A 21,419-nucleotide genomic window follows, 5' to 3' on the forward strand; every position below is an offset into this window, starting at 1 on the left:
AATTTGCTTGCCCCCTGCGGCTAGATCCAGGAGACCGACCGCGTGCTTATCAACGCAGATTTTTCTCTCCGTGCCATCGTAACTCCAGAGGAACAGCGGTGGACTGCCTCTCCTCAACCAGGTGTCGAGAGGGTAATGCTTGATCGCGTTGGCGGTGAAAAAGCACGAGCCACCAGCCTTGTTCGTTACGCCCCTGGCTCCAGCTTTCAAGCCCATGAACATCCAGGCGGCGAAGAGATTTTGGTGTTGTCCGGTACGTTCGCCGACGATGAAAGCGAGTACCCGGAAGGTTGGTATCTGCGTAACCCGCCAGGCTCTAGCCACTCACCTTCAAGCCCAAAGGGCGCGGTAATTTTCGTGAAGCTGTGGCAGATGGATGCCAATGACCAGGTGGTGACGCGAATTGACACGCACGCGCCTGCGACATGGCGTGAAGTCGATGGTCAGCAGATGTGTCCGCTGCATGTCAGCCCACGAGAGCGTGTATGCCTACTGCGCCTGCCTGCGGGCGCTGAGGTGCTCAACCCCGCTGAGGATGATTGCGAACTTCTTATCGTCTCGGGAGCGTTGGTTGAGGGTAACCAGCATTACGCAGCCGGCAGTTGGCTTCGGTTTCCGGCTGGTGGTTTCACAACCCTTCATGCTGATGAGGGAGGTGCGACAGTTTATTTTCGGCAGGGGCAACTGATTGGACTTGGAGATTTGAGATGAGGCGCGCGCGGGTCGGCATCGTTGGGGGAGGGCTGAGCGGACTTTACGCAGCGTATCTGCTTCAGGCGCACGGTATCGACTACGTTTTGCTCGAAGCTCGGAATCGTCTGGGTGGACGTATTCTTTCGGTTTCGCCAGACGGAATTGGTGTTGCACCCGAAACCATCACTAATCGGTTCGACCTGGGGCCATCATGGTTTTGGCCAGAGTTTCAGCCTCAGTTGGATGCCCTGATCAATAGCCTTGGTCTGAAGCGTTTTGAGCAGCCAGGGCAGGGTGATGCTTTCATCGAGCGAGCAGTAGATTCCCTTCCAGTTCGAGTGCCCAGTTTTCATTCTGCGCCAAGCTCATTTCGACTGCTCGGCGGCATGAGTGCGTTGGTTGACGCCCTAGTGGAGAGTCTTGACCCTGCGAAACTGATTGTCGGCACCCCAGTTCGCCACATGAAGATTGACGGCTCTTGCGTGATTATCGAATGCCAGAGTGGTGATGATGAGGTGCAGCACTGGGCGGTTGAGCATGTGTTGCTTGCGGTGCCACCGCGCATTGCTGCTCAGAATTTGATTTTCGAGCCGATGCTACCGAACGAGATTATCCAAAGCTGGCGTGCAACCGCTACCTGGATGGCTCCTCATGCCAAATATGTAGCCGTGTATGAAGCCGACTTTTGGAGCGGGGAGGGGCTATCAGGACAAGCTCGAAGCACTGTCGGGCCCATGGTGGAAATGCATGATGCCTCGGTGCCTGGCGGTCATGCCGCACTTTTCGGTTTTTTGGGAGTGACCGCCCAGGCTCGTAAGCGGCTATCCCTCCAGCAAATCAAGGCGATGTGCCGCGATCAATTGGTTCGAATCTTTGGCCCCCAAGCTGGAACACCTACAGCGGAGTTTCTTCAAGATTGGTCGACTGAGCTCTTCACTGCTACGGCTGAAGATTTATTTGTCGGCGATCACCACCCGATGCGTCTAGAAGCTGAGGTCAAATTTGCACCTTGGGCTGGGCGGCTGAGGTGTATTGCCAGTGAGTGGTCGCATCAATTTCCTGGCTATCTGGCAGGTGCTGTCGAGACTACCGAGAAGGCTGTGTTCGAGGTGGTCGGCGGCCAAAATAAACTAAACACAGGGATAACCTCATGACAGCGGTGGCAGTCGAGTTGGGTGAGTGCCGCCAGCGAGGCAATCTTTGGCGCCTAGTGATCGCACAAGCCCTGGCGGGCGCAAACTCGGTAGTGGTCTATGCGACCGGAGCGATCGTAGGGGAGACGCTCTCACCCTCAAAATTGCTCGCGACTTTACCCATCTCCATTTTCGTAGTGGGCATGGCCTTGAGCATTCTCCCAATTGGCATGTTCACACAGCGATTTGGCCGGCGTGCGACGTTCCTGCTAGGCACCGGTGCCGGAGTAGTTGCTGGCCTTACCGCGTTCGCAGCGGTGACAGTCGCTTCGTTCTGGCTGTTCTGTGCTGCAATGCTTTTCGCAGGTGCATATGCGGCAGTAGTCCTGTCGTTTCGCTTCGCCGCGGCTGATGGGGTCTCTGCTTCCAAGCGCGCCCGGGCGATGTCATTGGTCATGGCTGGCGGAGTTGCAGCGGGAGTAGTAGGCCCCCAGCTAGTGAACTGGACGATGAGCTTATGGCCGCAACCCCTTTACGGAGCTACGTTCCTAGCGCAAGCCGCGGTGGCAATGCTCTCAGGGGCAATACTCGTCGGAGTGCGCTTGCCGTTGCCAACCTACGCAGCATCATCCGGTGGCAGGCCTATTTCGCAAATCGTGAGGCATCAGCCTTTCTTGGCTGCTGTAGTCTGCGGCTCCATCTCTTACATGCTGATGAATTTTCTGATGACCGCGGCGCCGCTGGCAATGCACCACGAAGGTCATCCGCTTCACAGTGCCAATACCGGCCTTCAATGGCATGTGGTCGCGATGTACGCGCCCAGTTTTTTCACGGGCAATCTGATCGCTCGATTCGGAGCGAAAACAATTGCGGTTACCGGCCTGCTTTTGACGATGATGTCGACCTGCATAGGCCTCGCTGGGGTTGATGTACTCCATTTTTATGGGTTGCTCGTATTGCTTGGCGTGGGCTGGAACTTCGGCTTCCTTGGCGCGTCCGCACTTGTGTTGGAGTGCCACCGACCTGAAGAAAAAACCAAGGTGCAGTCGCTCAACGATTTCATTGTGTTCGGAGTGATGGCCGTTGGTTCGTTTTCGTCGGGCGGCATCCTCAGCGTTTACGGATGGCAGACTGTACTGTGGGTTTCACTTATTCCGCTCTTCATCGCAGCCGTGATACTCGTTTTCTTTCTGCGAGGCGACCCTTTACAGAAAAAATGAGCTTTATAGGTATAGCAGGCGAGTACCACCGAAGCTTACCGTGGAGTGCACGAGTAGGATCGCCTCACAGGGAAGCCCAACCGTCAGTGGTGCGACATCCTGGTGGTGTGAGTGAGGAAGAAGACGCCTGGGCCGCCGGCTTTTGAGTTCAGGCTACTTTCTAATTAGTATCCTGTTTCATCAGGCGGCTGAAATGGGTGCTGACTTCGAATCTCTGTTTACTAATGTAAGTCAGCAAGTTTCCAGTCGTCTATTGTGTTGTTCTGATTTCCTCTGAGCTTTCCAAGGGGGAGGCATGAGGTGATACTCAAAAATATCTCAACGCATCCCCCGATTTCTCATGTGCTTTAATCTGCCAATTTATGTTCATTTCTCGCCAAGATCGGTTTTTCTCGGCTATGAGTCCGATGGCTCGATCCTGCGCTCGGCCCAGAAAATCCTATGTCAGGGCGCGTCCTCATCTCCCCCCTGCATGGCATTACCCTCTCTAGGCGCTCTATTACGGTGGTTTCAGGCGATCATCAAAAAGTGCTGCTGATGACGTTAAAATAGTATTGTCAGTGAACTATATTTCAGTCTAGTATCCTTGCAGCGCCCTACCACGAGGGCTGCTCCTCCTTGAATAACCTCCTGCGGAAGTGTTGATTCTGGCTCTCTACTGACTTGCAGAGTGACGCCCAGGCGCTCGCTCGGGCGAGCTCTGCCCAGATTATTTATCAGCAAAAATAAGGAAAACAAATGTTGAACAACCATGCTGTCGCCTTAGCTGGAAGCCTGATATTGGCAGCAAGTCCAGTTTTCGTTGGAACTGCTCAGGCTGGTGAGTTCGAAGATGATAGCAAGTTTAACTTGTTGCTTCGTAATGCCTATATCAATCGTGACTTCAAAGATGGCGTCCGCGATCGTGCTGAGTGGGGGCAGGGCGTGATCGGGAAATTCAGTTCGGGATTCACCCCTGGACTGATTGGGCTTGGCGTTGATGCTCATGCAATGCTGGCTGTGCGTTTAGATGGGGGGCGGGGCCGAAGTGGGGCAGGCGGTATCGATTTTTTCAAACATGGAGATAGTGGCAAAGCCGCGGATGACATTTCGAAGGCCGGCGGTGCCGTGAAGATGCGATTCTCCAACACCGTCATCAGCTACGGTGATCAGATGCCCAACTATCCCGTGCTCAGCTACGCCGACACCAGGCTTCTGCCAGAAACCTACACAGGGACATCTGTGGTATCAAAAGAGATTACGGGGTTGGAACTCAACCTTGCACGTTTTCACGCTGAGTCGCGAAAAAGCGAAGCCAGTCGCGACAGCGGCTTGAAATCCATCAACGTGCTGGGTGGCTCATACAGCTTCAACGATAACCTGAGTACCTCCCTGTTCTTCTCTGATGTTGAGGATCAGGTGGAGAAGCAGTACCTCAATGTCAATTATGTGTTGCCGATCGAAAAAGATTCGTCCCTCAAACTTGACTTCAATGGCTACAAAACAAAGCTTGATAGCGCTGTTGTCGACCGTTTGAACACTCAAGGTGACGACAACAAAATCTGGAGTCTGGCGGCAACCTACAGCTTTGGGTCGCATAGCGTTACCGTTGCTCATCAGCGGAGCTCTGGTGATAGTCTTCTTGGTTACCCATATGGCGGCTATCAAAATGCAGGCGGCATCGGTGATGGCGGGAGTACGGTATGGCTTGCCAACTCGTACTGGTCGGACTTCAACGCCGCTGATGAACGTAGCTGGCAGCTGGGTTACGGGTTCGACTTTGCCGCGGTTGGAATTCCTGGGCTGACCTACAATTTCGCCTACGTGCGCGGCACCGATATCACCACTCGCGACAGCACGGGCGGTACCGAGCGTGAGATTTTAAACCAGATCAAATATATCGTCCAAAGTGGGCCGGCCAAGGATCTTACCTTCCGAGCCCGAAGCTCAATACTCAGGATTTCGGAAAAATCCTCGGATTACAACATTGGCGGCAACGAGGTTCGAGTTTTCGTGGAGTACCCTCTGAGCATTTTCTGAATAACCAATTCAGATTCACTCCAGGCTTTATCTCCGCCATTAGCGGCTAAGCCGCGGCGGGGCTGGACAGTTGTGGGGGAGCTCGAACAGCATCGAGCTCATCCACTCTTCATGAAACGTCATCTTGATGCACAGGATGAAATATCAGATTTTTTACTCGTCTCGATAGTCTTTTTCGCCTCGCTTCCAGTATCCGCTTAAGTCCATGTTCCTGAACTCGGGTCTGTCATTAAGATGGGATTTAATTTTTTAATATCGCTAGATTCTGCAGCTATGAAGTCCTCGCAGGGCGTGGGCGGGATATTTGATAAAATGGCTTCAGACAATCCGGAATAATTATCTGATGCTCTGTAAAGCCATTGTGCATCGATCTGCGCAAGAGATTTAATAGGTTGTTTTTCTGCCTCGTTTTCAACCTCCATCAAAACTTTCGCAGTGGCGTTTTCTGGGAGGTTTTCGAGAATTGAAAGAATCGCAGGGAGCCCAGTGTCGTCGGCTGCCAGAAAATACTTGGTTGACTGTTCAGCGATGACGATCCCACTGCTACGATGCGGCGAACTGATTTCGCAAAACTCACCAGCCTTAGTCAGAGCTGCCCATGTAGACAAAGGGCCGGATGGGTTGTGCAGGAAAAAATCTACATCGATTTCTCCTGTCGCTTCATCCATATTTCGGATTGTGTAAGCGCGGCCTGGTTGAAGATTATCTGCTTCATCTCTAACGAAGATTTTCACCCACTGGCCAGGTCGGTCTGCTCTTAAGCCTGGTACACCCGAGGCATCCAGTGTGAGTCTTCGCATCATCGGTGTGATGGACTGCACCTTTTTAATCTCAACCTTGTAAATTTTATAACTAGGCTTGGAGCTATTGGTCATGACTTACACCTCCGCGTTGTTTGGTGGTCATTGCTAATTGGCATGTTGTGAGTGATTCATCTCCCAGCAGATCAGGGTCATATTTGTTCGAGTTGAACAAGGATTTTACGAGATTGATTAAGGGGTATTGATCAATTTTTTTAAGTGTGTAGAAAAAATTTATCCCTGGCTTGGTATCTGGCTGTTCTAGGCGAATAGTCCAAGGGTTGTAAGCCTGCGCTTTGTTAACATATGGGCGCATCTTTTTTTCATAGCTAGCAAACGCCTGTGCATGTACGGGATTTTCGAGTAGCGATCTTGCAAGTAGGTATGCCCCTACGATCGCAAGGGTGGTTCCCATGCCACTAATAGGCGTTGCGCAGTATGCTGCGTCGCCTAAGATTGCAATGCGTCCTCTCGACCACGATTTCATTTTTATTTGACCGAGATCTTCAAAATACAGATCTTCGGCGTGGCGTAGACCTTCGATGATCCTTGGTACTTCCCAGCCATCGTGTTGGAAGGTGTTTTGAATGAAACGAATGACTTCAGGGCGGTCTTTCAAGTCTAGGCCGCGCTCATTGCTTCTAATGTAAAGGTAGGCTCTCGAAGTTTTTTGCCTATCGGGACGCAGTAGTACGGATTTCCCGCCAACACAGTTGTGCCATCTGACCCAGTTGCCGTCCTGCTCTTCGTAAGGTATCGCAAAATATGCCGTGTATAAGCCTATGTGGTGAACTGGCACGTATCCGAATACAAGCTCTCTAGTTCTAGATCGCATGCCCTCAGCGATAAAGACGAGATCAAACTGACGCCGGGCGCCGCTTTTAAAGCCCACGTCAACATTGTCATCTCCTTCTACATACGAAGTGATCGTGTCCCCGTATATGTATTCAATTTTCTCTTTATTTACGTTTAGAAGTATATTGCATAGATCGGCTCGGAGAATTTCTATGTCAGTTACGAAAGACTTTTTTCCACCAGCGCGTGGATGTTCAGCGCGGATGGTGTCATCATCATCCACGAATCTAAGCCCACTTTCATTTGTCATGAGGTTTTCGATACTGTCAAGGATCCCCATCCTGCTAATGACGTCTCGGCCTTCATCTCGTATGTCGACGGTTTGCCCAGTTAAGCGCGGAACAGGGGATCTCTCAATAATCGTCACGCGGTATCCGAACTTGCAAAGCCAGTATCCCAATGTCGAACCGGCAATTCCGGCTCCTGAAATCAGTACGCTTTTAGACATTTGATTTTCTCTTTTGTCAAGTTTATAAGCTGATGATTGAAGTCAATGATTTGAAGGTGCATATGTATGATTAAGACATACTCGCAGTGTGAACTCTGAGTCGGGCCTCTATTCGTGGGCGAATAGGGGCGTATCATCGAGGCTATGTTCAGCTGATTGATGGTTGTAACTGGATTTTTCTGGGTATCTAGTTTCGAAGGCTGCTAGTGCCACCGAGGCGGAGATAATAATGATTAGGGCATGCAGAAGCCCAAAGCTCTTGGCTTCGTAGCCGAAAGTAGGTCGGGTGTCGCCCAATGCTTGGCTAAGTCTTTTGAACGAAGCAAGAAAGTTAGGGGTGTGTAGGAGTATGCTTGCCAACAGCAAGCAAGGTGTAGCGAATGATTGTGCAGGAGGGATGGATAAACTAGACACGTTCAACCTCGTGGTTTGACGTGCTGAGCAGTAGCAACAGCACTGGCTTGTGCCAAACTCAGAGTTCACCTGCACCGGAATGTGTTTGCACTACGACGTAAGCGCAATTGTGCGATCTTGATCTGTATCCTCCACTGACGCTTTGGATCAGTCAGCTTTAAGAGGATTGTTTCAAGCCTTGCTAATCATAGCTGAGCAAAGTGCCCTAAAGTATCGCGTTTGCGACGACGTGTATTTGTATCTCGCCAGATTCACACCGCCAGTGTTGCATCAGCTGGCTCAGGCTTTGACGGCTTTATTGAATTATGAGGCCTGCCCTGGTGGCCGCTCCTAAAGCGATGCCATAAAAATGCACTCATTCTTCTTGAGGTCGCTTCCTTACGGTATGTATTTATATAGCGCCCTCAGAGCATTCTCTAACTTGTCTACAGGCTTTTGCTCACCCCGGAGCAGGGGAGATCGCAGATGAACATTGATGCACGCCGGAGCTCTAAGTACAACAACTGGAGAATTCACTATGCAGCCGAAAACCGAAGGACTTGAAGAGCAAGGCCCCAGCGGCGTGCCCTACATTAACGATCCGGAAAAGCCCACCTCACCGCCCCTGAACGATGCCGACGCCACGGACGCAGCAGAGGCTGAGGAAGACATCCAGGACGACGCAGAGTCGATTTAAAGCGGAGGAGCAGCGCCATGGACAACTACCACCTGAGCCCAACCGCTGATGGCTGGGAGCTCAAGAAAGCCGGTGCGGAACGAGCATCCAAGCGAGCTGCCACGAAGCAGGAGTTGGTGGGTTCGCTGTCCGATTTCTTTGAGGGCAAAATAGCCTCGGTGAAGATCCACAAGGCTGACGGTACCATCGAGGAAGAGCGCACTTACCCGCGTTCCGCCGACCCAAAGCGTTCGAAGGGGTGATTCCTATCACCGCAGCTGACCTCGGTATTGATGTCCGAGATCCGAGCGGCTACGGATTGTACAAGTGGCTGCTCGCAAGCTTTCTGATTGGGAAGAGGATTAGATCTTCGGTCGCAGTCGAGGCCTACCGGAACCTGGTTGATCGGCTTGGGTTGGATACGCCTGAAAAATTGGCTGGCTGCTCCCATCGGGATCTCGTCAGGTTTTTGGGCCAGGCAGGATATGCGCGTTACGACGAATCCACTGCCTCGCGATTGCATGAGCTAGGTGTTGGCCTGGCTGCCGAACTTGAATCTCGAACGAATGCTGTAGAGAGCCGGTCAATGAAACCAGCTGAGTTTGACGCGTGGTTGCTCAGATTCAAGGGCATAGGGCCGAAGACGTTGGAAATCTTCAAGCGTGAAGCTGTTCTGGGAGAAAAGTAATGCGTGTAGTCGGATGGCTTCTTACCGGGCTGGGTTGTGGCGGTCTCTTTGTAGCTGTGGGGCTGATAGCCATGGCCGCTACTGGGGAGCTCGCTAATCCAGACCAAGGCCTCGTTGTGAGCCTGTGTACTGCCGCATTGTCTGGCACCTTGATCTTGTTGGGGAGACGTTGCCAGATTCGAAGCAAGCCGCTCCTGCCAATTCTTCTCGCTTCCTGACCTGAGTCTACGGGGCCTCGAAGTTGCCAGGGTGAAGACACCCTGGCATAACTCATGCCCGCTTAGCGGTTTTCGCTATTGCGGCCACCACCGTGGCTGTTTTGCCCGCCTTTGCGACCCGCCTCGGAAGCCCGCTCGCGGTCGTTAGCGAAATTCCCGCCCGACGCTTGACCACCTTTACGGCCTGCTTCAGACGCTTTTTCGCGGTCGTTGGCGAAGTTGCCTGGGTTGTTCTCAGCAGTGCCGCCTTGATGACCGCGATTACTTTGATTGTTAGCCATGATCTTTCACCTCATGTGGCACACAGGAAAGTCTGTGTTCAACTCCGAGGGGTGAAAGCGGCTAGTTCGCTCACCTGAGTTTCGCTTTGCCCGACGAGTTGCGCTAAGGAAGCTGATTCCCGGACTGTGGCGAGCCAACTCTTAGCATCCCAGTAGAACTGTTTCAGGCCCTGGCCATTCGGCTCTCGCGCTGAACTGAAGTCCTTTCTGCCCCCTCGAATTTGGACACGGTCTCAGAGGGATTCGGGATATGGACGACACGGCCCTGGCATTCATGATCTTCGCGGCGGATCATCCGGACGCGCTTGCCCAAGTCCAAGTCTTGAGTGAAGCGGAAGCGCTGGAGGCTGGAGAGCCGCTGTCGGCCCTGCGTGACACCATGGTTGTCCAGGCCCTCATGGCTGAAGCCAGCAAGCAAGGCGTTTCCCTCGATGATCTTGTTCAATCCTTGATCCGCAGGGACGACGTGGAGGAGGATCCGAGCGTTCCAGGCTTGGAAAAGTACAACCGCATGCGTGATTTCAACGCCTCACCGGAACCATCAGGTGCGGAGAAATCTGGAAAGCGTTCGAAGCGTTCATCCGTTCACGCCTTGCAATTTTGCGTTCAAAAACACGATGCCACTCGGCTGCACTACGACTTCCGCCTGGAGCTCGACGGCACGCTGAAGAGCTGGGCGATTCCCAAGGGGCCATGCCTGGATCCGAAGGTAAAGCGCCTCTCGGTGCATGTCGAAGATCACCCGCTCGATTACGCGTCCTTCGAAGGCACGATCCCGGAAGGGCACTACGGTGCCGGGGATGTCATCGTCTGGGATCGTGGAATATGGCTTCCCCAGGGCGATCCGGCTGAGGCCTACAAGAAAGGTCGTATGAAGTTCGAACTGCAGGGCGAGAAACTCTCGGGCCTATGGAACCTTGTTCGGACGAACATCGAGGGTAAGCAGGAGCAATGGTTTCTAATCAAGCATCAGGATGAGGCCGCTAAGCCACTCGCTGATTTCGACGTTGTGGTCAAACTGCCCAATAGTGTCCTCAGCGACCGTACCATCATCCCCAAGAAGCGCGGTCGGGCGAAGGCCACGTCACCTAAGCCGAACCCTCCCACAACCGTCACCGGGCCGAGCACTGAAGGCGCTGTGGCTGGAGCGCTGCCAGAGAAGCTCTCTCCGCAGCTAGCGACCCTGGTCGATTCCAGCCCTCGAAGCGAAGAGTGGCGCTACGAAATCAAGTTTGATGGGTACCGCATGCTGTGCAGGGTCGATGGGGATGACGTCCGGCTTTTCACTCGCAACGGTCACGATTGGACTGCGAAACTGCCCAAGCAGGCCAGTGCAATCGCCTCGCTCGGACTTGAATCAGCCTGGCTGGATGGCGAGATTGTGATCCCTGATGAAAACGGCGTACCTAACTTCCAGCTGCTGCAAAATGCATTCGACGCCGGCAGGAGCCAAAGCATCGTCTACTACCTGTTCGACCTTCCATACCTCAATGGCGTCGATCTTCGGCAGGTGCCGGTCGAGAGCCGTCGTGGATTGCTAAAGCAGCTTCTCGCTGACGCGACCGACCCGCTGGTGAGGTTCTCCGAAGACTTCACCGAAGACGTGGACGCATTAATGAACAGTGCCTGCCAGATGCGGATGGAGGGGCTCATCGGCAAACGCTTGGGCAGCCCTTATGTATCCCGCCGCAGCGATACGTGGATCAAGCTCAAGTGCAAGCATCGCCAGGAGTTCGTCATCGTCGGCTACACCGACCCGAAAGGCGCGAGGAGCGGCTTCGGGGCCCTCGTCCTGGCCCTCAATGATGAAGACAGTGGAAAGTTGCGGTACGCAGGCAAAGTCGGCACTGGTTTTACCGAGTCGACCCTCGCCACCATCCTGGAAACGCTGTTGCCGCTCGAGCAGAAACAGGTGCCGGTGATGAACCCACCGAAAGGTGTCGACGGCAAAGGCATTCACTGGTTGCAGCCGACGCTGCTGGCCGAGGTGACCTTCGCTGAGATCACCTCGGACGGCGTGGTCAGGCACGCGGTGTTCCAGGGGATTCGGACGGACAAGCCTGCCCAGGATATTACGGAGGAGAAGCCGGCGCCTGCGCCGAAGGAGCGAAGGTCAGCCAAAGCGAAATCGGACGACAAGGCCGCCACGACCAAGGTACGGATTACCCACCCTGAGCGTGTGATTGATCCGAGCAGCGGCCTTACCAAACGAGACCTGGCCGAATACTACGCGCAGGTCTCACCTTGGCTGCTGTCCCATCTAAAAGACCGGCCCATCGCTCTAGTAAGAGCGCCCGAAGGGATCACCGGAGAGTTGTTTTTCCAGAAAAACGCTGACCGCCTTGCCATCCCGAATATCACAACAGTGCCGAAGGCAGAAGCGGGCAAAGCGGGTATGGTCATCAACAGCGTCGAGGCCTTGGTCGGTGCCGTGCAGATGAGCACCATTGAGCTGCATTCCTGGAACGGCACGACCGACCACATCGAGCAGCCAGACCGCTTCGTGTTGGATCTCGACCCTGATCCCGCGCTGCCTTGGAAGGCCATGGTCGAAGCCACCCAGCTGACCTTGGTGGTACTCGATGAATTGGGCCTGCAGTCGTTTCTTAAGACCAGTGGCGGCAAGGGCATTCACATCATGGTGCCGCTCGCGCCTAAAGCTTCATGGGAAGAAGTGAAGGACTTCAGCCAGGCCATCGTGAAGTACATCGCCAAGCTGATCCCGGATCGGTTCTCTGCCGTGCTGGGCCCGAAGAATCGTATTGGCAAAATCTTCATCGACTATCTGCGCAACGGAAAAGGGGCCACCACTGCCAATGTCTTTTCCGCACGGGCCAGGGAGGGGCTACCGGTATCGGTGCCGATCTTCAGGGAGGAGATCGTCGAGCTGCAGTCGGCTGCCAAGTGGAACATCAAGAATGTTCAGGAGCGGCTGGACGAGCTGGGTGGCGATGACCCGTGGGAGGGTATGCCAAGCATCAGGCAACTGATCACCTTGGAAATGAAAACGCGGATCGGAATGAAGTAGGCCTTGATGTTGCTGCAGGTGGGTTGAGGGCGCACGCTGTCTGGGCCATTATCGCGAAAATAGAACAGAGTTAAGGGTGGTTTCGTGAGCGCAACGTCCTCAATTTGGTTTTTCGCTGTGCCGTTCGCTATCGCAGCGGCCATTCCCGGCCCGGCCCAAGCTGGCCTCCTCGGTCAGGTGGTTGCCCGTGGGGCTCGTTCGTCGGTGCCTTACATTGCTGGCATGGTATTGGGTAATGCAGTGTGGCTGCTCGTGGCAACGCTAGGGCTCGCTGCATTGGCTCTGCAGTTTGAGCACGTGTTCGTGGCAGTGAAGTGGTTGGGTGTTGCATTCATCCTATTCATCGCCTGGAGCCTTTGGACAAAGAATGTCGAAAAACCGCAGCAGCCGGACAACCGATCTGCAGGTCGTGGGCTTCTTGCCGGCGCTGCATTGACCTTGAGCAACCCTAAGGCCGTGGTGTTCTTCGGCGCTGTTTTGCCTCATGCGTTTGACCTTACCTCTCTGACTACCTCTGAGATGGTGTTCATTACGCTACTCGGCATCGGTATTGATCTGACCGTTCAGCTGGCTTACCTGCTTGCCGCATCGAAGATCACGCAGGCGATTCGCTCGACAAAGGCCATGAAGCGGCTAAACCGAACCTCAGCAGGAATAATGACCGCTTGTGCAGGTTGGATGGCTATATCGAGGTAGTGTCACTCTGCGATGGGACGGGTGCTGGGCTGATCAACATTGTGGGCATACTTTCATTACGCCACGCCAGCGGATTAAATGCAGTGCAAGTCGTTGCTACTTGAGAGCTTAAGTTGGTCAGTCCACTGTTGCTTGGCTCAAAGCTGTCACTAACTCATCAATGGAGTATGGCTTTTTTAACAGTCGAAACTTGTGCCTGTAGTTTTTCGCCAGCGCGTGGCTGTACCCGCTGGCGAGAACAACAGGCAGTGTTGGCCATCTATCGGCGATGACATTTCCTAGCTCCAACCCACTCATCCCTGGCATCACGACATCAGTCACCACCACATCAATTTTGTCGAGATGGTGTTCGAGCAGCTCGATTGCGCTGGCGGCGTCACCTGCGAGTTGAGCGTCGTAGCCGAGCTCATGCAACAGCTTGACCGTTATCTCGCCAACTTGGAGATTGTCCTCAACCAACAGCACCCTAGCAGCGCTTCCGGTAATGCCTCCTGCCTGTCGAGGGGCGGTGAGCGGCTCTGGTGCGCCCACAGTGGGCAATGCGATACGAATGGTCGTCCCGTTGCCAACTTCACTTTCTACGTCGACCTTGCCGCCGGATTGATGCACGAAACCATAAACCTGAGAAAGGCCTAAGCCAGTACCTTTGCCAATCGCCTTGGTTGTGAAAAACGGTTCGAAAACCCGTTCCAGAATTGCAGGTTCGATGCCATGGCCATGGTCTGCAACGCTGATGATGACAGAGCAGCCAGCGGATTCATCCTGGGCCTCTCCGGCGACGATGTCGATTGCGACCTCGCCACAACCTCTCATTGCATCGCGAGCGTTCACGACCAGGTTCACCAATGCGGTTTCAAACTGATTCGGATCGGCACTCACGTAGTGGTCTTCAGAAGGGAGAGTTACGACGATATCCACCGTTTCACCCACCATGCTTCGAAGCATCTCTGCTATTCGCTCCACGCGATGAGCGACGAGGAAGATTTCTGGCTTCAAGGCCTGACGCCTTGCAAAGGCGAGTAGTTGTGTGGTCACCCTCGCCGCACGGTCAGTGGTCTGGTTGATCAGCTCAACGTAGCGGGTCTGCTTGGCTGACAGTTGCTCACTGCGGCTCAAGAGCTCGGCGGCGTTTCGAATGATGGTCAGAAGATTGTTGAAGTCGTGGGCGACACCGCCAGTGAGCTGCCCGATGGCCTCTAGCTTCTGCATCTGGCGCATCTGCGCTTCAGCGGCCAATAGATCATGTGAGCGGGCCTGAACCTCCACTTCCAATTGCTCGTTGAAATCTCGTAGTTGTTCCTCAGCAGCATGGCGATCATGAACATCCAGGGACATGCCATACCATCTGAGTATTTTTCCTGACTCAGGATCTCGGTAGGGCATTGCTCGAACCATGAACCATCGATACTCACCGTCATCGGCACAGAGGCGATGTTCTGACTCGAAGGGCTCTCCTGTAGAACACGCTCGGTCGAAATCATCGAGCGTGTGCTGGATATCGTCCGGGTGGATACAGGCTGCAGCCAAAAGCCTGGCGTTCTTCTGTTCGCCTGCCTCGCCAAAATACTGCTTCCACTGGTCATTGACGAAGACGATCTTGCCATCCGCGTCGCATACCCAAGCCAACTGCGGCATGGTGTCCGCCATAATCTTGAAGGCGGCTTCGCTTTCTCTCAAACGAGCCTGTGTGAGATGTCGTTCGGTCAAGTCGCTAGCGGCACCAAACCACTCAGTGATTTCGCCTACTTCATCCAGGATCGGGATGGCGCGCGACAGCGTCCATCCAAATGTGCCATCGGGTAGCAGTACCCGGTGTTCCAGCTCAAACACAGATTTGTTCTGGATGGCCTTGTTGATGGCTGCGATGACCTGTTCACGGTCGCCGTCAGGGATGTATTTCTCCATCCAGCTCTTGCACGGCTCAGAGGTCTCTTCCAGAAAGCCGTCACCGGTCAGCTGCCGCATTTCCTCCCAGTTGGGGCTCATCCTATAGACCGTCGTGCTTGTTGCTGTGACGAGCGCTCTGAACCTCATCTCACTGTCATGAACACTACCCCCAATAGGCGCTGTGCTCGTGAATGTGGTAGCTGATTCTCGGCTTGAAGACATGCGTTCCATGGGCCTGTCCTAGGGCTTGGGTTAGCGCTGTTTCCTACGCTGCGAGGCTTGGGGTATACCCAGAAGAGTGAGCCTCCACGATGGAGTTCAGAGGTTTTCGGTGGGTGGTCAATGAATCAGACAGCTGGGCGTTAACAGGCGCAACGACGTTAAAGACCTTGTCGAACAGGAGAAGAAAAGTTGTACAAACATATTTGTTTGTACAGGAAATACGGCCAACTGTCCGATAAAGGTTTTTATTTAAATCCAGTCATTGAACAGCTGTCTTGCTTTGCTATGGTTAGGTTCCCGTACAAGACTAAAGTCGTAGGAGGGCGGCATGCGTATTCGTGGTGATGTTTTTTGGGATTGGGCGGATCCAGTGCTTCATCATCGCAGCCATGACGAGGAGCTCGATGACGGCACGACTATCGATGTCCAGGTCAGGCTTTCGCGCACAGGTCAGACGCAAATGTTCATCGGCGTGTACGCAGGATGTGGAATGGCGCTGCATGAGGAAGCTTTCGAGTCCCGACCCGGCGAGTCAATGACCCGAGCATTAGCGTGGGGGGTTGGTCGAGCAAGGCGTCTGGCGACAGATCAGCGCCCTAACGTGAAACAAGTGGCCTAGCTGCAACCAGTATCCAGTGGCCGTTGGCTCACACGTCACCGGCCACTACCATCTCCTCTCAATAGCCAAGCCCATTCACCGGCGCTAGGGTCAGCCATTGGCTGCACGTCCCGCAAGATCTTCAACGCCGCGTATTGAAAGTCAGCTCTCATCCGCAGATTTGCGCAGTCATGGGATGAGCTATCTATGGCGTCCAAAGCCCTGAGCGACCTGAGTACCTCGCCACAAGCATTAAGTTGCGCCGTAATTCGGATCGATTCGTACTCAGTCATGCCTGACTCCTCCCGGAGCAGTAGGACGTGGGTTAGCGGCTGTTCAGAAGCTATATGGACATCTTCTCACTCATAAGCGAGGAAAGATATCAAGCTCCCCACCGGGCTTCGTCCTGCTGAACGCGGCTACAATGCAAGCGGAGCGCGCCGGCCCATGGAAGGGCCAAAGGCCTGAGGATGGAAGCCCGCAGGGCCGTACCCTGGCAGCGCCAGGGTACGGTTCACGTCAGGCGTCCCCGAAGGAGCCGGCGCGCGGTTGAGCCTATTTCACACTGCCCCGGCAGCTACTCGCTTGAACGGCTGTTTGTAGTTGCTGGGGTCGGTGTAGCGGGAGGATGCAGGTGCGTGCCGTTTGGATCGGTGATTTGTATTACGGTGCCGTGCTTCCAACCATCCGCCTTGGGGTCAGCCGCAGGGATTTGAATATCGGCTCTCTGAGCTTTGGTTTTCGCCGCATCCACTCCCAACCGTCGATTCCGCTGCTCGATCATCGCTTGGTCAGCCTGTCCATCGGTGGTGAAGCCCATCATCAATTGCGGAACACCCACAGGGAGCGCTTTGTCCTGGTCGGTGTGCCACGTGTGCCATGTCTTTCCGTAGGTATGGGCAAGCCGCTCCATCAAGGCATGTTCAGCAGGCGCAGGAATTCCTGGCGCGATCAGCTGCCCGGAAGAGACCTCATACCCGTGGCTGTGCCACATCGCTTTCTCCTTGGCCGGCAGCCCAGCGAAGAGCTTCTCGTCGATGATGTACTCAACGCCCATGATCTTCGCGTCCGCCCTATTGCCGTCGAAGATCACACACTGGATGACATCTTCGTTGAGGATGGAGCAGTAGTGATGCGCCTCCATCTGCACATCGGGGTGACCGTTGTAAAAATGAAAGCCATCCAGATAGGCGTTGATAGCCTCAATGGGCGGCTTGGCCTGCAGTGTCGCTGCACCCGCTTCCAGCAGTTGAGTCTTTGCTGATTCAGGCCTGCCGGGCGTGTCCACTGGCGACCTCGTCTCGGGAGCAGAGCAAGCCCACAGAACGCAGCAGGCCAATGGAATGGATACGGGTTTTAGGAAAGGTCGCATGAGATAGGCTCTGGCTGATGTCCAGAATGGACAGCTTTGGTCTATCGAATGAGCGGCCCAAGAGACGGATGGCCGGCTCAAGAAATCAGCAAAAGAAAAACCCGCTGCTAGGCGGGTTAATGGGAGCTTCTATCACACGTAGGGTTAACTCAAGTGTCGACGGTGAGTCGTGAAAATTGAGTGAAAAGTACGTCCTCATTCTGTAATCCGAACTGCCATGGCTCACGGTACTTGCGCTGACCCAGCGGCTCCTCCGAGTGAAAAGAGCCAGCGAGTCTCTTTGATCGTCATGCACAGCCCAGCCAATCGCGAGCCTAGTAAACCGAGTTATGGATTTGTCAGCTGGGCAGCCGTGCCTATCAGGTTGAACGACTCGTCACAGAGGTGAGTCTTCAAGGAATAAGTCTCTCCTCGCTAAACGAGACGGATATGAACCTAATGACGAGCTGAGTGTGTGCATGCGGGACAAAAAAGCGCGAAAAGCTAAGATCAAGGCCAGGGCAACGATAATCTGTCTTCGAAGCGGCAGGATTCTTTTAGTACGGAAGCAATGCGGGAAGTGGAATTTTCCTGGCGGTGCTATCGAGCCAGGTGAATCACCTGCGGCAGCGGCTGCACGGGAGCTTCAAGAGGAGACGTCCATTGAAGGCCACGGCTTGTTTCCCCTGTGCACTGTTCAGGTGGGTCTTACCGTCCACCACGTGTTCACCACGCATTTCGATGATGAAGAAAGGCCTGTTGCTTGCAATGAGATCGTGGCCTGCAAATGGGTGCTCAGAGACAAGCTCACTCCCGCGATGCTGAATGCGACAGCCGCTGGGCTTTTGTCAAGTCGATTGCCGGCGTTGACCGCATATAGCTCCTGACGGCGACTTGGGCACGGTTTGGCTGACCATGACGGCCCCATCATCATGCAGATCTCACTAGCTACTTCTTGATCTTCTCGATCCTGCCGCCGCACGCTACATATTTTTCCTTGTAACCAGAGCGGCAATAGTTCGGCACCTGGGTGGGACTGGGTGGCGGTGGGCACGCATTCGGTGTGTTGATGGTGTTGAAATGCTCACATTGCTGCGTCGAGCGTGCTTGGGTCTCGTGTAGCGAGTTGAAATTATCCTGTTGTGCTTTGACTTTGCGTTCGCACTCATTTACCTCGGCGTCGAGCTTGTGGAGGCAATCTAGGCCTTCAAAGGTCTGCGGGTCGATGTAACGGTACTGAGTGCAGGCAGTCAGCAGTACCGTTACCGCCAGAATGGGCAATCCGATCAACAAGGTCGCGGCTCCGTCCAGTTTTGAGCATCACAACTTCGACTAGGGAATGCCAGTTCGGTTCAGTGGATGGCTCTGGCATAGGGGTTCGAGACCTCTCTTGCCATCCTCTGGCAGAATGCTAGATAGCTAACTCTTGTAGAAGGAAGGCAGCGATGCGCACTGCGTCGGAACTGACATCATTGGCTCATCGTGCACCCGATGATTTCAGATCGTGGTCGAGCTTCGTATCGCTGACTGAGTTTGTCTGGCAAGACCATACTCTGGTCACAGATGCTGCTGGGTGGCAGGCGATCTGGTTTGAGATGGAAATCGTCAATGCCCTTGCGCTGGCCGAGTGGGAGGAGCAGGGGTCTCCTGATGATTGGCTCCACCGGTGGCGCGCGGGGTATCAAGCGGATGCGCAGGTATTGGTTTCTCAACTTTGTCGCCTGATCGTATGAGACAAGATATTTGATGTGGCTGATGCTTCCAGGCAGTGGCGTGCCCGCATCGGTTCATTTAGAAACACGAAAATTGAGGGGCTCAAGCCATGAGGATTATCGACACGGATCGCAGAAGCTATATCCCACTGAGAATTGCCTATTTGCTCGTAACGGCTGTAATACTGGCGGGTTCTGCGATATTGCTGCTTGGTAAAGGAGCGTGGGGTATGTTGGCATTTTTCTGCTTGAACACGCCTTTTGTTGTGGTGTCCGTTTACTTGAAGGACGGCAGGCTGAAGCGCTTCAATGATGGCGTTTCTGACTTGGCGGAATTTTTTCGACCATTCAACTGACTCCGGATTGAAAGCGGGCAAGGTTGACTCTCTAGCGCCTGGAATGCTCTTTCCGCACCACACATTTTGTGAACAAAAGAGCAAGCAGAGCGCGCCGGCCAGGATGGGCCGAAGGCGTGAGGATGGACGCCCGGTAGGGCCGTAACCAGGCGCAGCCTGGGTGCGGTTCACGACAGCCGTGCCCCGCAGGGGCCACGCTCGAGGTGCCGGCCATCTAATCTGCCCTACTGCGGATTGACCAAGTGATGCCAAAACGCTTAACTGTACGAATATACAGTATAGGCGTTTTCGTCATGGTCACCATCCTCGGCCCCCTTGAGCCCAGCGGAGCAAAGCTCCCACTCTTTTCCTTTCACGTCCCAGCAGGCTTTCCCTCGCCGGCAGCCGATCACCTTGAGAAGCGTATCTCGCTTGATGAGCTGCTCGACGTCCGGGCCCCGCATATCTACCTGGTGCGTGTGGAAGGGGACAGCATGATCGGCGCCGGCATCTACCCTGGCGATCTGGTGATTGTCGACCGCTCCATTGAGGCTGAGCCTGGGCACATTGTGATCGCGGCTGTGAACTGCGAGCCGCTGTGCAAACGACTTGCCCGGGACGGCAGCCAGGTCGTGCTCAAATCCGAAAACCCACGCTACCCATCCCGTTACCTCCTCGAAGGCGAAGAACTCCAGGTATGGGGTGTCGTGACCTACAGCGTGCGAAGCCATGACAAAGCCTGAGCGGGTCTTCGCCCTAATAGACTGCAATAGCTTCTACGCGAGCTGTGAGCGGGTGTTCCGCCTCGACCTGCGTACCAAACCCGTCGTCGTGTTGAGCAACAACGACGGGTGCGTGATTGCCAGGTCGGCGGACGCGAAGCCTTACGTGAAAATGGGCGAGCCGTACTTTCAGATCAAGGACAAACTTCGTAAGCATGGCATCGTTGCCTGCTCGTCAAACTACGAGTTGTACGGCGACATGAGCGAGCGGGTGATGACCGTCATCGAGTCGATGGTGCCAGCAGCCGAGGTGTACAGCATCGACGAGGCCTTCGCTGAGCTTACTGGCATGCCGGGCGATCTGGAGCGGCTTGGAAGACAGATCCGGGCAGAGGTGTACCGCCGCACAGGCATCCCGGTCGGCGTCGGGATTGCTACGACAAAGACGCTGGCTAAGCTCGCTAACTATGCCGCCAAAAGGTGGCAGTCGCACACTGGCGGGGTCGTCGACCTGCGCGATGAAGTGATGCGCAGCTGGGTACTCAAGAAATGCGACGCTGGAGATGTCTGGGGTATTGGCCGTCGTCTCTCCGCCCACCTGGCGGCTATGGACATCCGCACCGCTTGGGAGCTTGCGCATGCTGATGCCTGGTCGCTCAGAAAGCAGTTCAGCGTGGTGCTGGAAAAGACAGTCCGCGAGCTTGGTGGTACCACCTGCCTCGAACTCGACGAGCCCGACCCGCCGAAACAGGAGATTTGCTCTAGCCGCATGTTCGGTACCCGGCTGACCGAGCTGGCTCCGATCAAAGAGGCCGTGGCCACCTACACATCGCGAGCAGCTGAAAAGCTCCGCGCTCAGCAATCGCTTTGCAAACGGCTACGGGTGAGTATCCGCACGGGCATGTTCAATCCGGATGAAGCGAAATACGCCAACGGCGTCCTGGTCGAGTTGCCATACCCAACAGACGACACGCGTTTGCTGACAAAGGCGGCGCAGGAGGGTGTGGAGCGGGAGTTCCGAGAAGGCTTCCGCTATAGCAAGGCAGAGGTGCTGCTACTCGATCTGAGCCAGCCGAACGAAATCACGGGTGATCTGTTCGCGGCGGCTCAGCCGGTGGCGAGTGAAAAGCTGATGGGGGTGATCGATGCGGTGAATGGCAGGTGGGGTAGGGGGACGATGCGGGTTGCGAGCGTGCCGGTCGATCCCGGCTGGGGCATGCGGCGCGAAATGATGAGCCAGAGTTTTACCACTCGAGTTGATGAGCTATGGACGGTTTTCCGTAAATGATCTCGCGATTGCTCGATTGGTACAGCGCAAAAGCAGCTCAGAAAAAAGCGGCTACTGAAGACTAGAGCCGCTGCACTGCTGAGCAGTAAGCTGGGCGAGCCCAGCGCGAGAGAGAGGGGGAATTGCCGCCCCACCCCAGGCGGTGACCACGATCTA

Annotated in this window: 21 protein-coding genes and 2 pseudogenes; 15 read left to right on the forward strand and 8 right to left on the reverse strand. The window is 54.7% G+C overall.

The window, feature by feature from the left end:
- Nucleotides 1-42: 42 nt before the first annotated feature.
- The 4 genes from ACJA3S_RS13165 to ACJA3S_RS13180 all read left to right on the forward strand — a co-directional run bounded on the left by ACJA3S_RS13165 (nucleotide 43) and on the right by ACJA3S_RS13180 (nucleotide 5,065).
- Entirely contained in the window at nucleotides 43-711 is a 669-nt protein-coding gene (locus ACJA3S_RS13165) for a cupin domain-containing protein (RefSeq protein WP_406822177.1), read from the forward strand.
- Nucleotides 708-1,847 carry a flavin monoamine oxidase family protein gene (locus ACJA3S_RS13170; RefSeq protein WP_406822178.1) on the forward strand — a complete coding sequence of 380 codons (1,140 nt, stop codon included), beginning with the start codon at nucleotides 708-710 and terminating at the stop codon, nucleotides 1,845-1,847. Before ACJA3S_RS13165 ends, ACJA3S_RS13170 begins: the two co-directional genes overlap by 4 nt.
- Complete coding sequence (locus tag ACJA3S_RS13175) at nucleotides 1,844-3,046, forward strand: MFS transporter (protein WP_406822179.1); 1,203 nt, start codon at nucleotides 1,844-1,846, stop codon at nucleotides 3,044-3,046. The genes ACJA3S_RS13170 and ACJA3S_RS13175 overlap by 4 nt, the downstream gene beginning before the upstream one ends.
- 738 nt (nucleotides 3,047-3,784) lie before the next feature.
- On the forward strand, nucleotides 3,785-5,065 hold the full coding sequence (locus ACJA3S_RS13180; protein ID WP_406822180.1) for an OprD family porin: 1,281 nt from the start codon (nucleotides 3,785-3,787) through the stop codon (nucleotides 5,063-5,065).
- Nucleotides 5,066-5,262: 197 nt separating this feature from the next.
- On the opposite strand, the gene ACJA3S_RS13185 is transcribed toward ACJA3S_RS13180, so the two are convergent.
- Nucleotides 5,263-5,940, reverse strand: a complete 678-nt coding sequence (locus ACJA3S_RS13185; protein ID WP_406822181.1) for a siderophore-interacting protein — start codon at nucleotides 5,938-5,940, stop codon at nucleotides 5,263-5,265.
- Nucleotides 5,930-7,168, reverse strand: a complete 1,239-nt coding sequence (locus ACJA3S_RS13190) for an FAD-dependent monooxygenase (RefSeq protein ID WP_406822182.1) — start codon at nucleotides 7,166-7,168, stop codon at nucleotides 5,930-5,932. The genes ACJA3S_RS13185 and ACJA3S_RS13190 overlap by 11 nt, the downstream gene beginning before the upstream one ends.
- A 931-nt stretch (nucleotides 7,169-8,099) precedes the next feature.
- On the opposite strand from ACJA3S_RS13190, the gene ACJA3S_RS13195 reads away from it, so the two are divergent.
- From ACJA3S_RS13195 to ACJA3S_RS13205, 3 genes are read left to right on the forward strand one after another with little or no spacing between them, the layout of a single operon-like run.
- Nucleotides 8,100-8,258 (forward strand): hypothetical protein, encoded by a 159-nt coding sequence (locus tag ACJA3S_RS13195; RefSeq protein ID WP_172830919.1) that lies wholly within the window; start codon nucleotides 8,100-8,102, stop codon nucleotides 8,256-8,258.
- A gap of 17 nt (nucleotides 8,259-8,275) precedes the next feature.
- Nucleotides 8,276-8,500, forward strand: coding sequence for a DUF2188 domain-containing protein (locus ACJA3S_RS13200; RefSeq protein WP_260270058.1), 225 nt, complete (start codon nucleotides 8,276-8,278; stop codon nucleotides 8,498-8,500).
- Entirely contained in the window at nucleotides 8,497-8,925 is a 429-nt protein-coding gene (locus ACJA3S_RS13205; RefSeq protein WP_406822183.1) for a DNA methylase, read from the forward strand. The genes ACJA3S_RS13200 and ACJA3S_RS13205 overlap by 4 nt, the downstream gene beginning before the upstream one ends.
- Nucleotides 8,926-9,205: 280 nt before the next feature.
- On the opposite strand, the gene ACJA3S_RS13210 is transcribed toward ACJA3S_RS13205, so the two are convergent.
- Nucleotides 9,206-9,424 carry a general stress protein gene (locus ACJA3S_RS13210; protein ID WP_260270056.1) on the reverse strand — a complete coding sequence of 73 codons (219 nt, stop codon included), beginning with the start codon at nucleotides 9,422-9,424 and terminating at the stop codon, nucleotides 9,206-9,208.
- A 250-nt stretch (nucleotides 9,425-9,674) separates the two neighbouring features.
- On the opposite strand from ACJA3S_RS13210, the gene ligD reads away from it, so the two are divergent.
- Together ligD and ACJA3S_RS13220 are read left to right on the forward strand one after the other, a co-directional pair.
- Nucleotides 9,675-12,452 carry a DNA ligase D gene (ligD, locus tag ACJA3S_RS13215; RefSeq protein ID WP_406822184.1) on the forward strand — a complete coding sequence of 926 codons (2,778 nt, stop codon included), beginning with the start codon at nucleotides 9,675-9,677 and terminating at the stop codon, nucleotides 12,450-12,452.
- A gap of 84 nt (nucleotides 12,453-12,536) precedes the next feature.
- A complete protein-coding gene (locus tag ACJA3S_RS13220) occupies nucleotides 12,537-13,148 on the forward strand; it encodes a LysE family translocator (RefSeq protein WP_289514861.1) in 612 nt (203 codons plus the stop codon).
- A 117-nt stretch (nucleotides 13,149-13,265) separates the two neighbouring features.
- Here ACJA3S_RS13220 and ACJA3S_RS13225 read toward each other — a convergent pair whose 3' ends face one another.
- From ACJA3S_RS13225 to ACJA3S_RS13235, 3 genes and pseudogenes are all read right to left on the reverse strand, one after another.
- A complete protein-coding gene (locus ACJA3S_RS13225) occupies nucleotides 13,266-13,757 on the reverse strand; it encodes a response regulator (RefSeq protein ID WP_406822251.1) in 492 nt (163 codons plus the stop codon).
- Nucleotides 13,740-14,093: pseudogene (locus ACJA3S_RS13230) on the reverse strand (sensor histidine kinase); the annotation flags it as partial. The gene ACJA3S_RS13225 and the pseudogene ACJA3S_RS13230, both read right to left, overlap by 18 nt.
- Nucleotides 14,094-14,204: 111 nt before the next feature.
- Nucleotides 14,205-15,266, reverse strand: a pseudogene (locus ACJA3S_RS13235) (PAS domain-containing protein); the annotation flags it as partial.
- Nucleotides 15,267-15,585: 319 nt separating this feature from the next.
- On the opposite strand from ACJA3S_RS13235, the gene ACJA3S_RS13240 reads away from it, so the two are divergent.
- The gene (locus tag ACJA3S_RS13240) at nucleotides 15,586-15,876 is read left to right on the forward strand and encodes a hypothetical protein (protein WP_289514859.1); all 291 of its coding nucleotides are present in this window, start codon (nucleotides 15,586-15,588) and stop codon (nucleotides 15,874-15,876) included.
- Nucleotides 15,877-16,432: 556 nt separating this feature from the next.
- Here ACJA3S_RS13240 and ACJA3S_RS13245 read toward each other — a convergent pair.
- Nucleotides 16,433-17,227 (reverse strand): OBAP family protein, encoded by a 795-nt coding sequence (locus ACJA3S_RS13245; protein WP_289514858.1) that lies wholly within the window; start codon nucleotides 17,225-17,227, stop codon nucleotides 16,433-16,435.
- 458 nt (nucleotides 17,228-17,685) lie between these two features.
- Between ACJA3S_RS13245 and ACJA3S_RS13250 the strand changes: the two genes are divergently transcribed.
- Entirely contained in the window at nucleotides 17,686-18,093 is a 408-nt protein-coding gene (locus tag ACJA3S_RS13250) for an NUDIX domain-containing protein (RefSeq protein ID WP_289514857.1), read from the forward strand.
- Between the two features lie 61 nt (nucleotides 18,094-18,154).
- Here ACJA3S_RS13250 and ACJA3S_RS13255 read toward each other — a convergent pair whose 3' ends face one another.
- A complete protein-coding gene (locus tag ACJA3S_RS13255) occupies nucleotides 18,155-18,499 on the reverse strand; it encodes a hypothetical protein (RefSeq protein WP_289514856.1) in 345 nt (114 codons plus the stop codon).
- Between the two features lie 152 nt (nucleotides 18,500-18,651).
- On the opposite strand from ACJA3S_RS13255, the gene ACJA3S_RS13260 reads away from it, so the two are divergent.
- The 4 genes from ACJA3S_RS13260 to ACJA3S_RS13275 all read left to right on the forward strand — a co-directional run bounded on the left by ACJA3S_RS13260 (nucleotide 18,652) and on the right by ACJA3S_RS13275 (nucleotide 21,263).
- Nucleotides 18,652-18,939 (forward strand): hypothetical protein, encoded by a 288-nt coding sequence (locus ACJA3S_RS13260; RefSeq protein WP_289514855.1) that lies wholly within the window; start codon nucleotides 18,652-18,654, stop codon nucleotides 18,937-18,939.
- An 89-nt stretch (nucleotides 18,940-19,028) separates the two neighbouring features.
- Complete coding sequence (locus ACJA3S_RS13265; RefSeq protein WP_289514854.1) at nucleotides 19,029-19,274, forward strand: hypothetical protein; 246 nt, start codon at nucleotides 19,029-19,031, stop codon at nucleotides 19,272-19,274.
- A 293-nt stretch (nucleotides 19,275-19,567) separates the two neighbouring features.
- Nucleotides 19,568-19,996, forward strand: coding sequence for a LexA family transcriptional regulator (locus ACJA3S_RS13270; RefSeq protein ID WP_029886617.1), 429 nt, complete (start codon nucleotides 19,568-19,570; stop codon nucleotides 19,994-19,996).
- Nucleotides 19,983-21,263: a Y-family DNA polymerase gene (locus ACJA3S_RS13275; protein ID WP_289514853.1), complete on the forward strand. Its 1,281-nt coding sequence runs from the start codon at nucleotides 19,983-19,985 to the stop codon at nucleotides 21,261-21,263. Before ACJA3S_RS13270 ends, ACJA3S_RS13275 begins: the two co-directional genes overlap by 14 nt.
- Nucleotides 21,264-21,419: the final 156 nt, after the last annotated feature.

The organism is Pseudomonas sp. KnCO4 (assembly GCF_045344305.1).
Lineage (GTDB): Bacteria > Pseudomonadota > Gammaproteobacteria > Pseudomonadales > Pseudomonadaceae > Aquipseudomonas > Aquipseudomonas anuradhapurensis.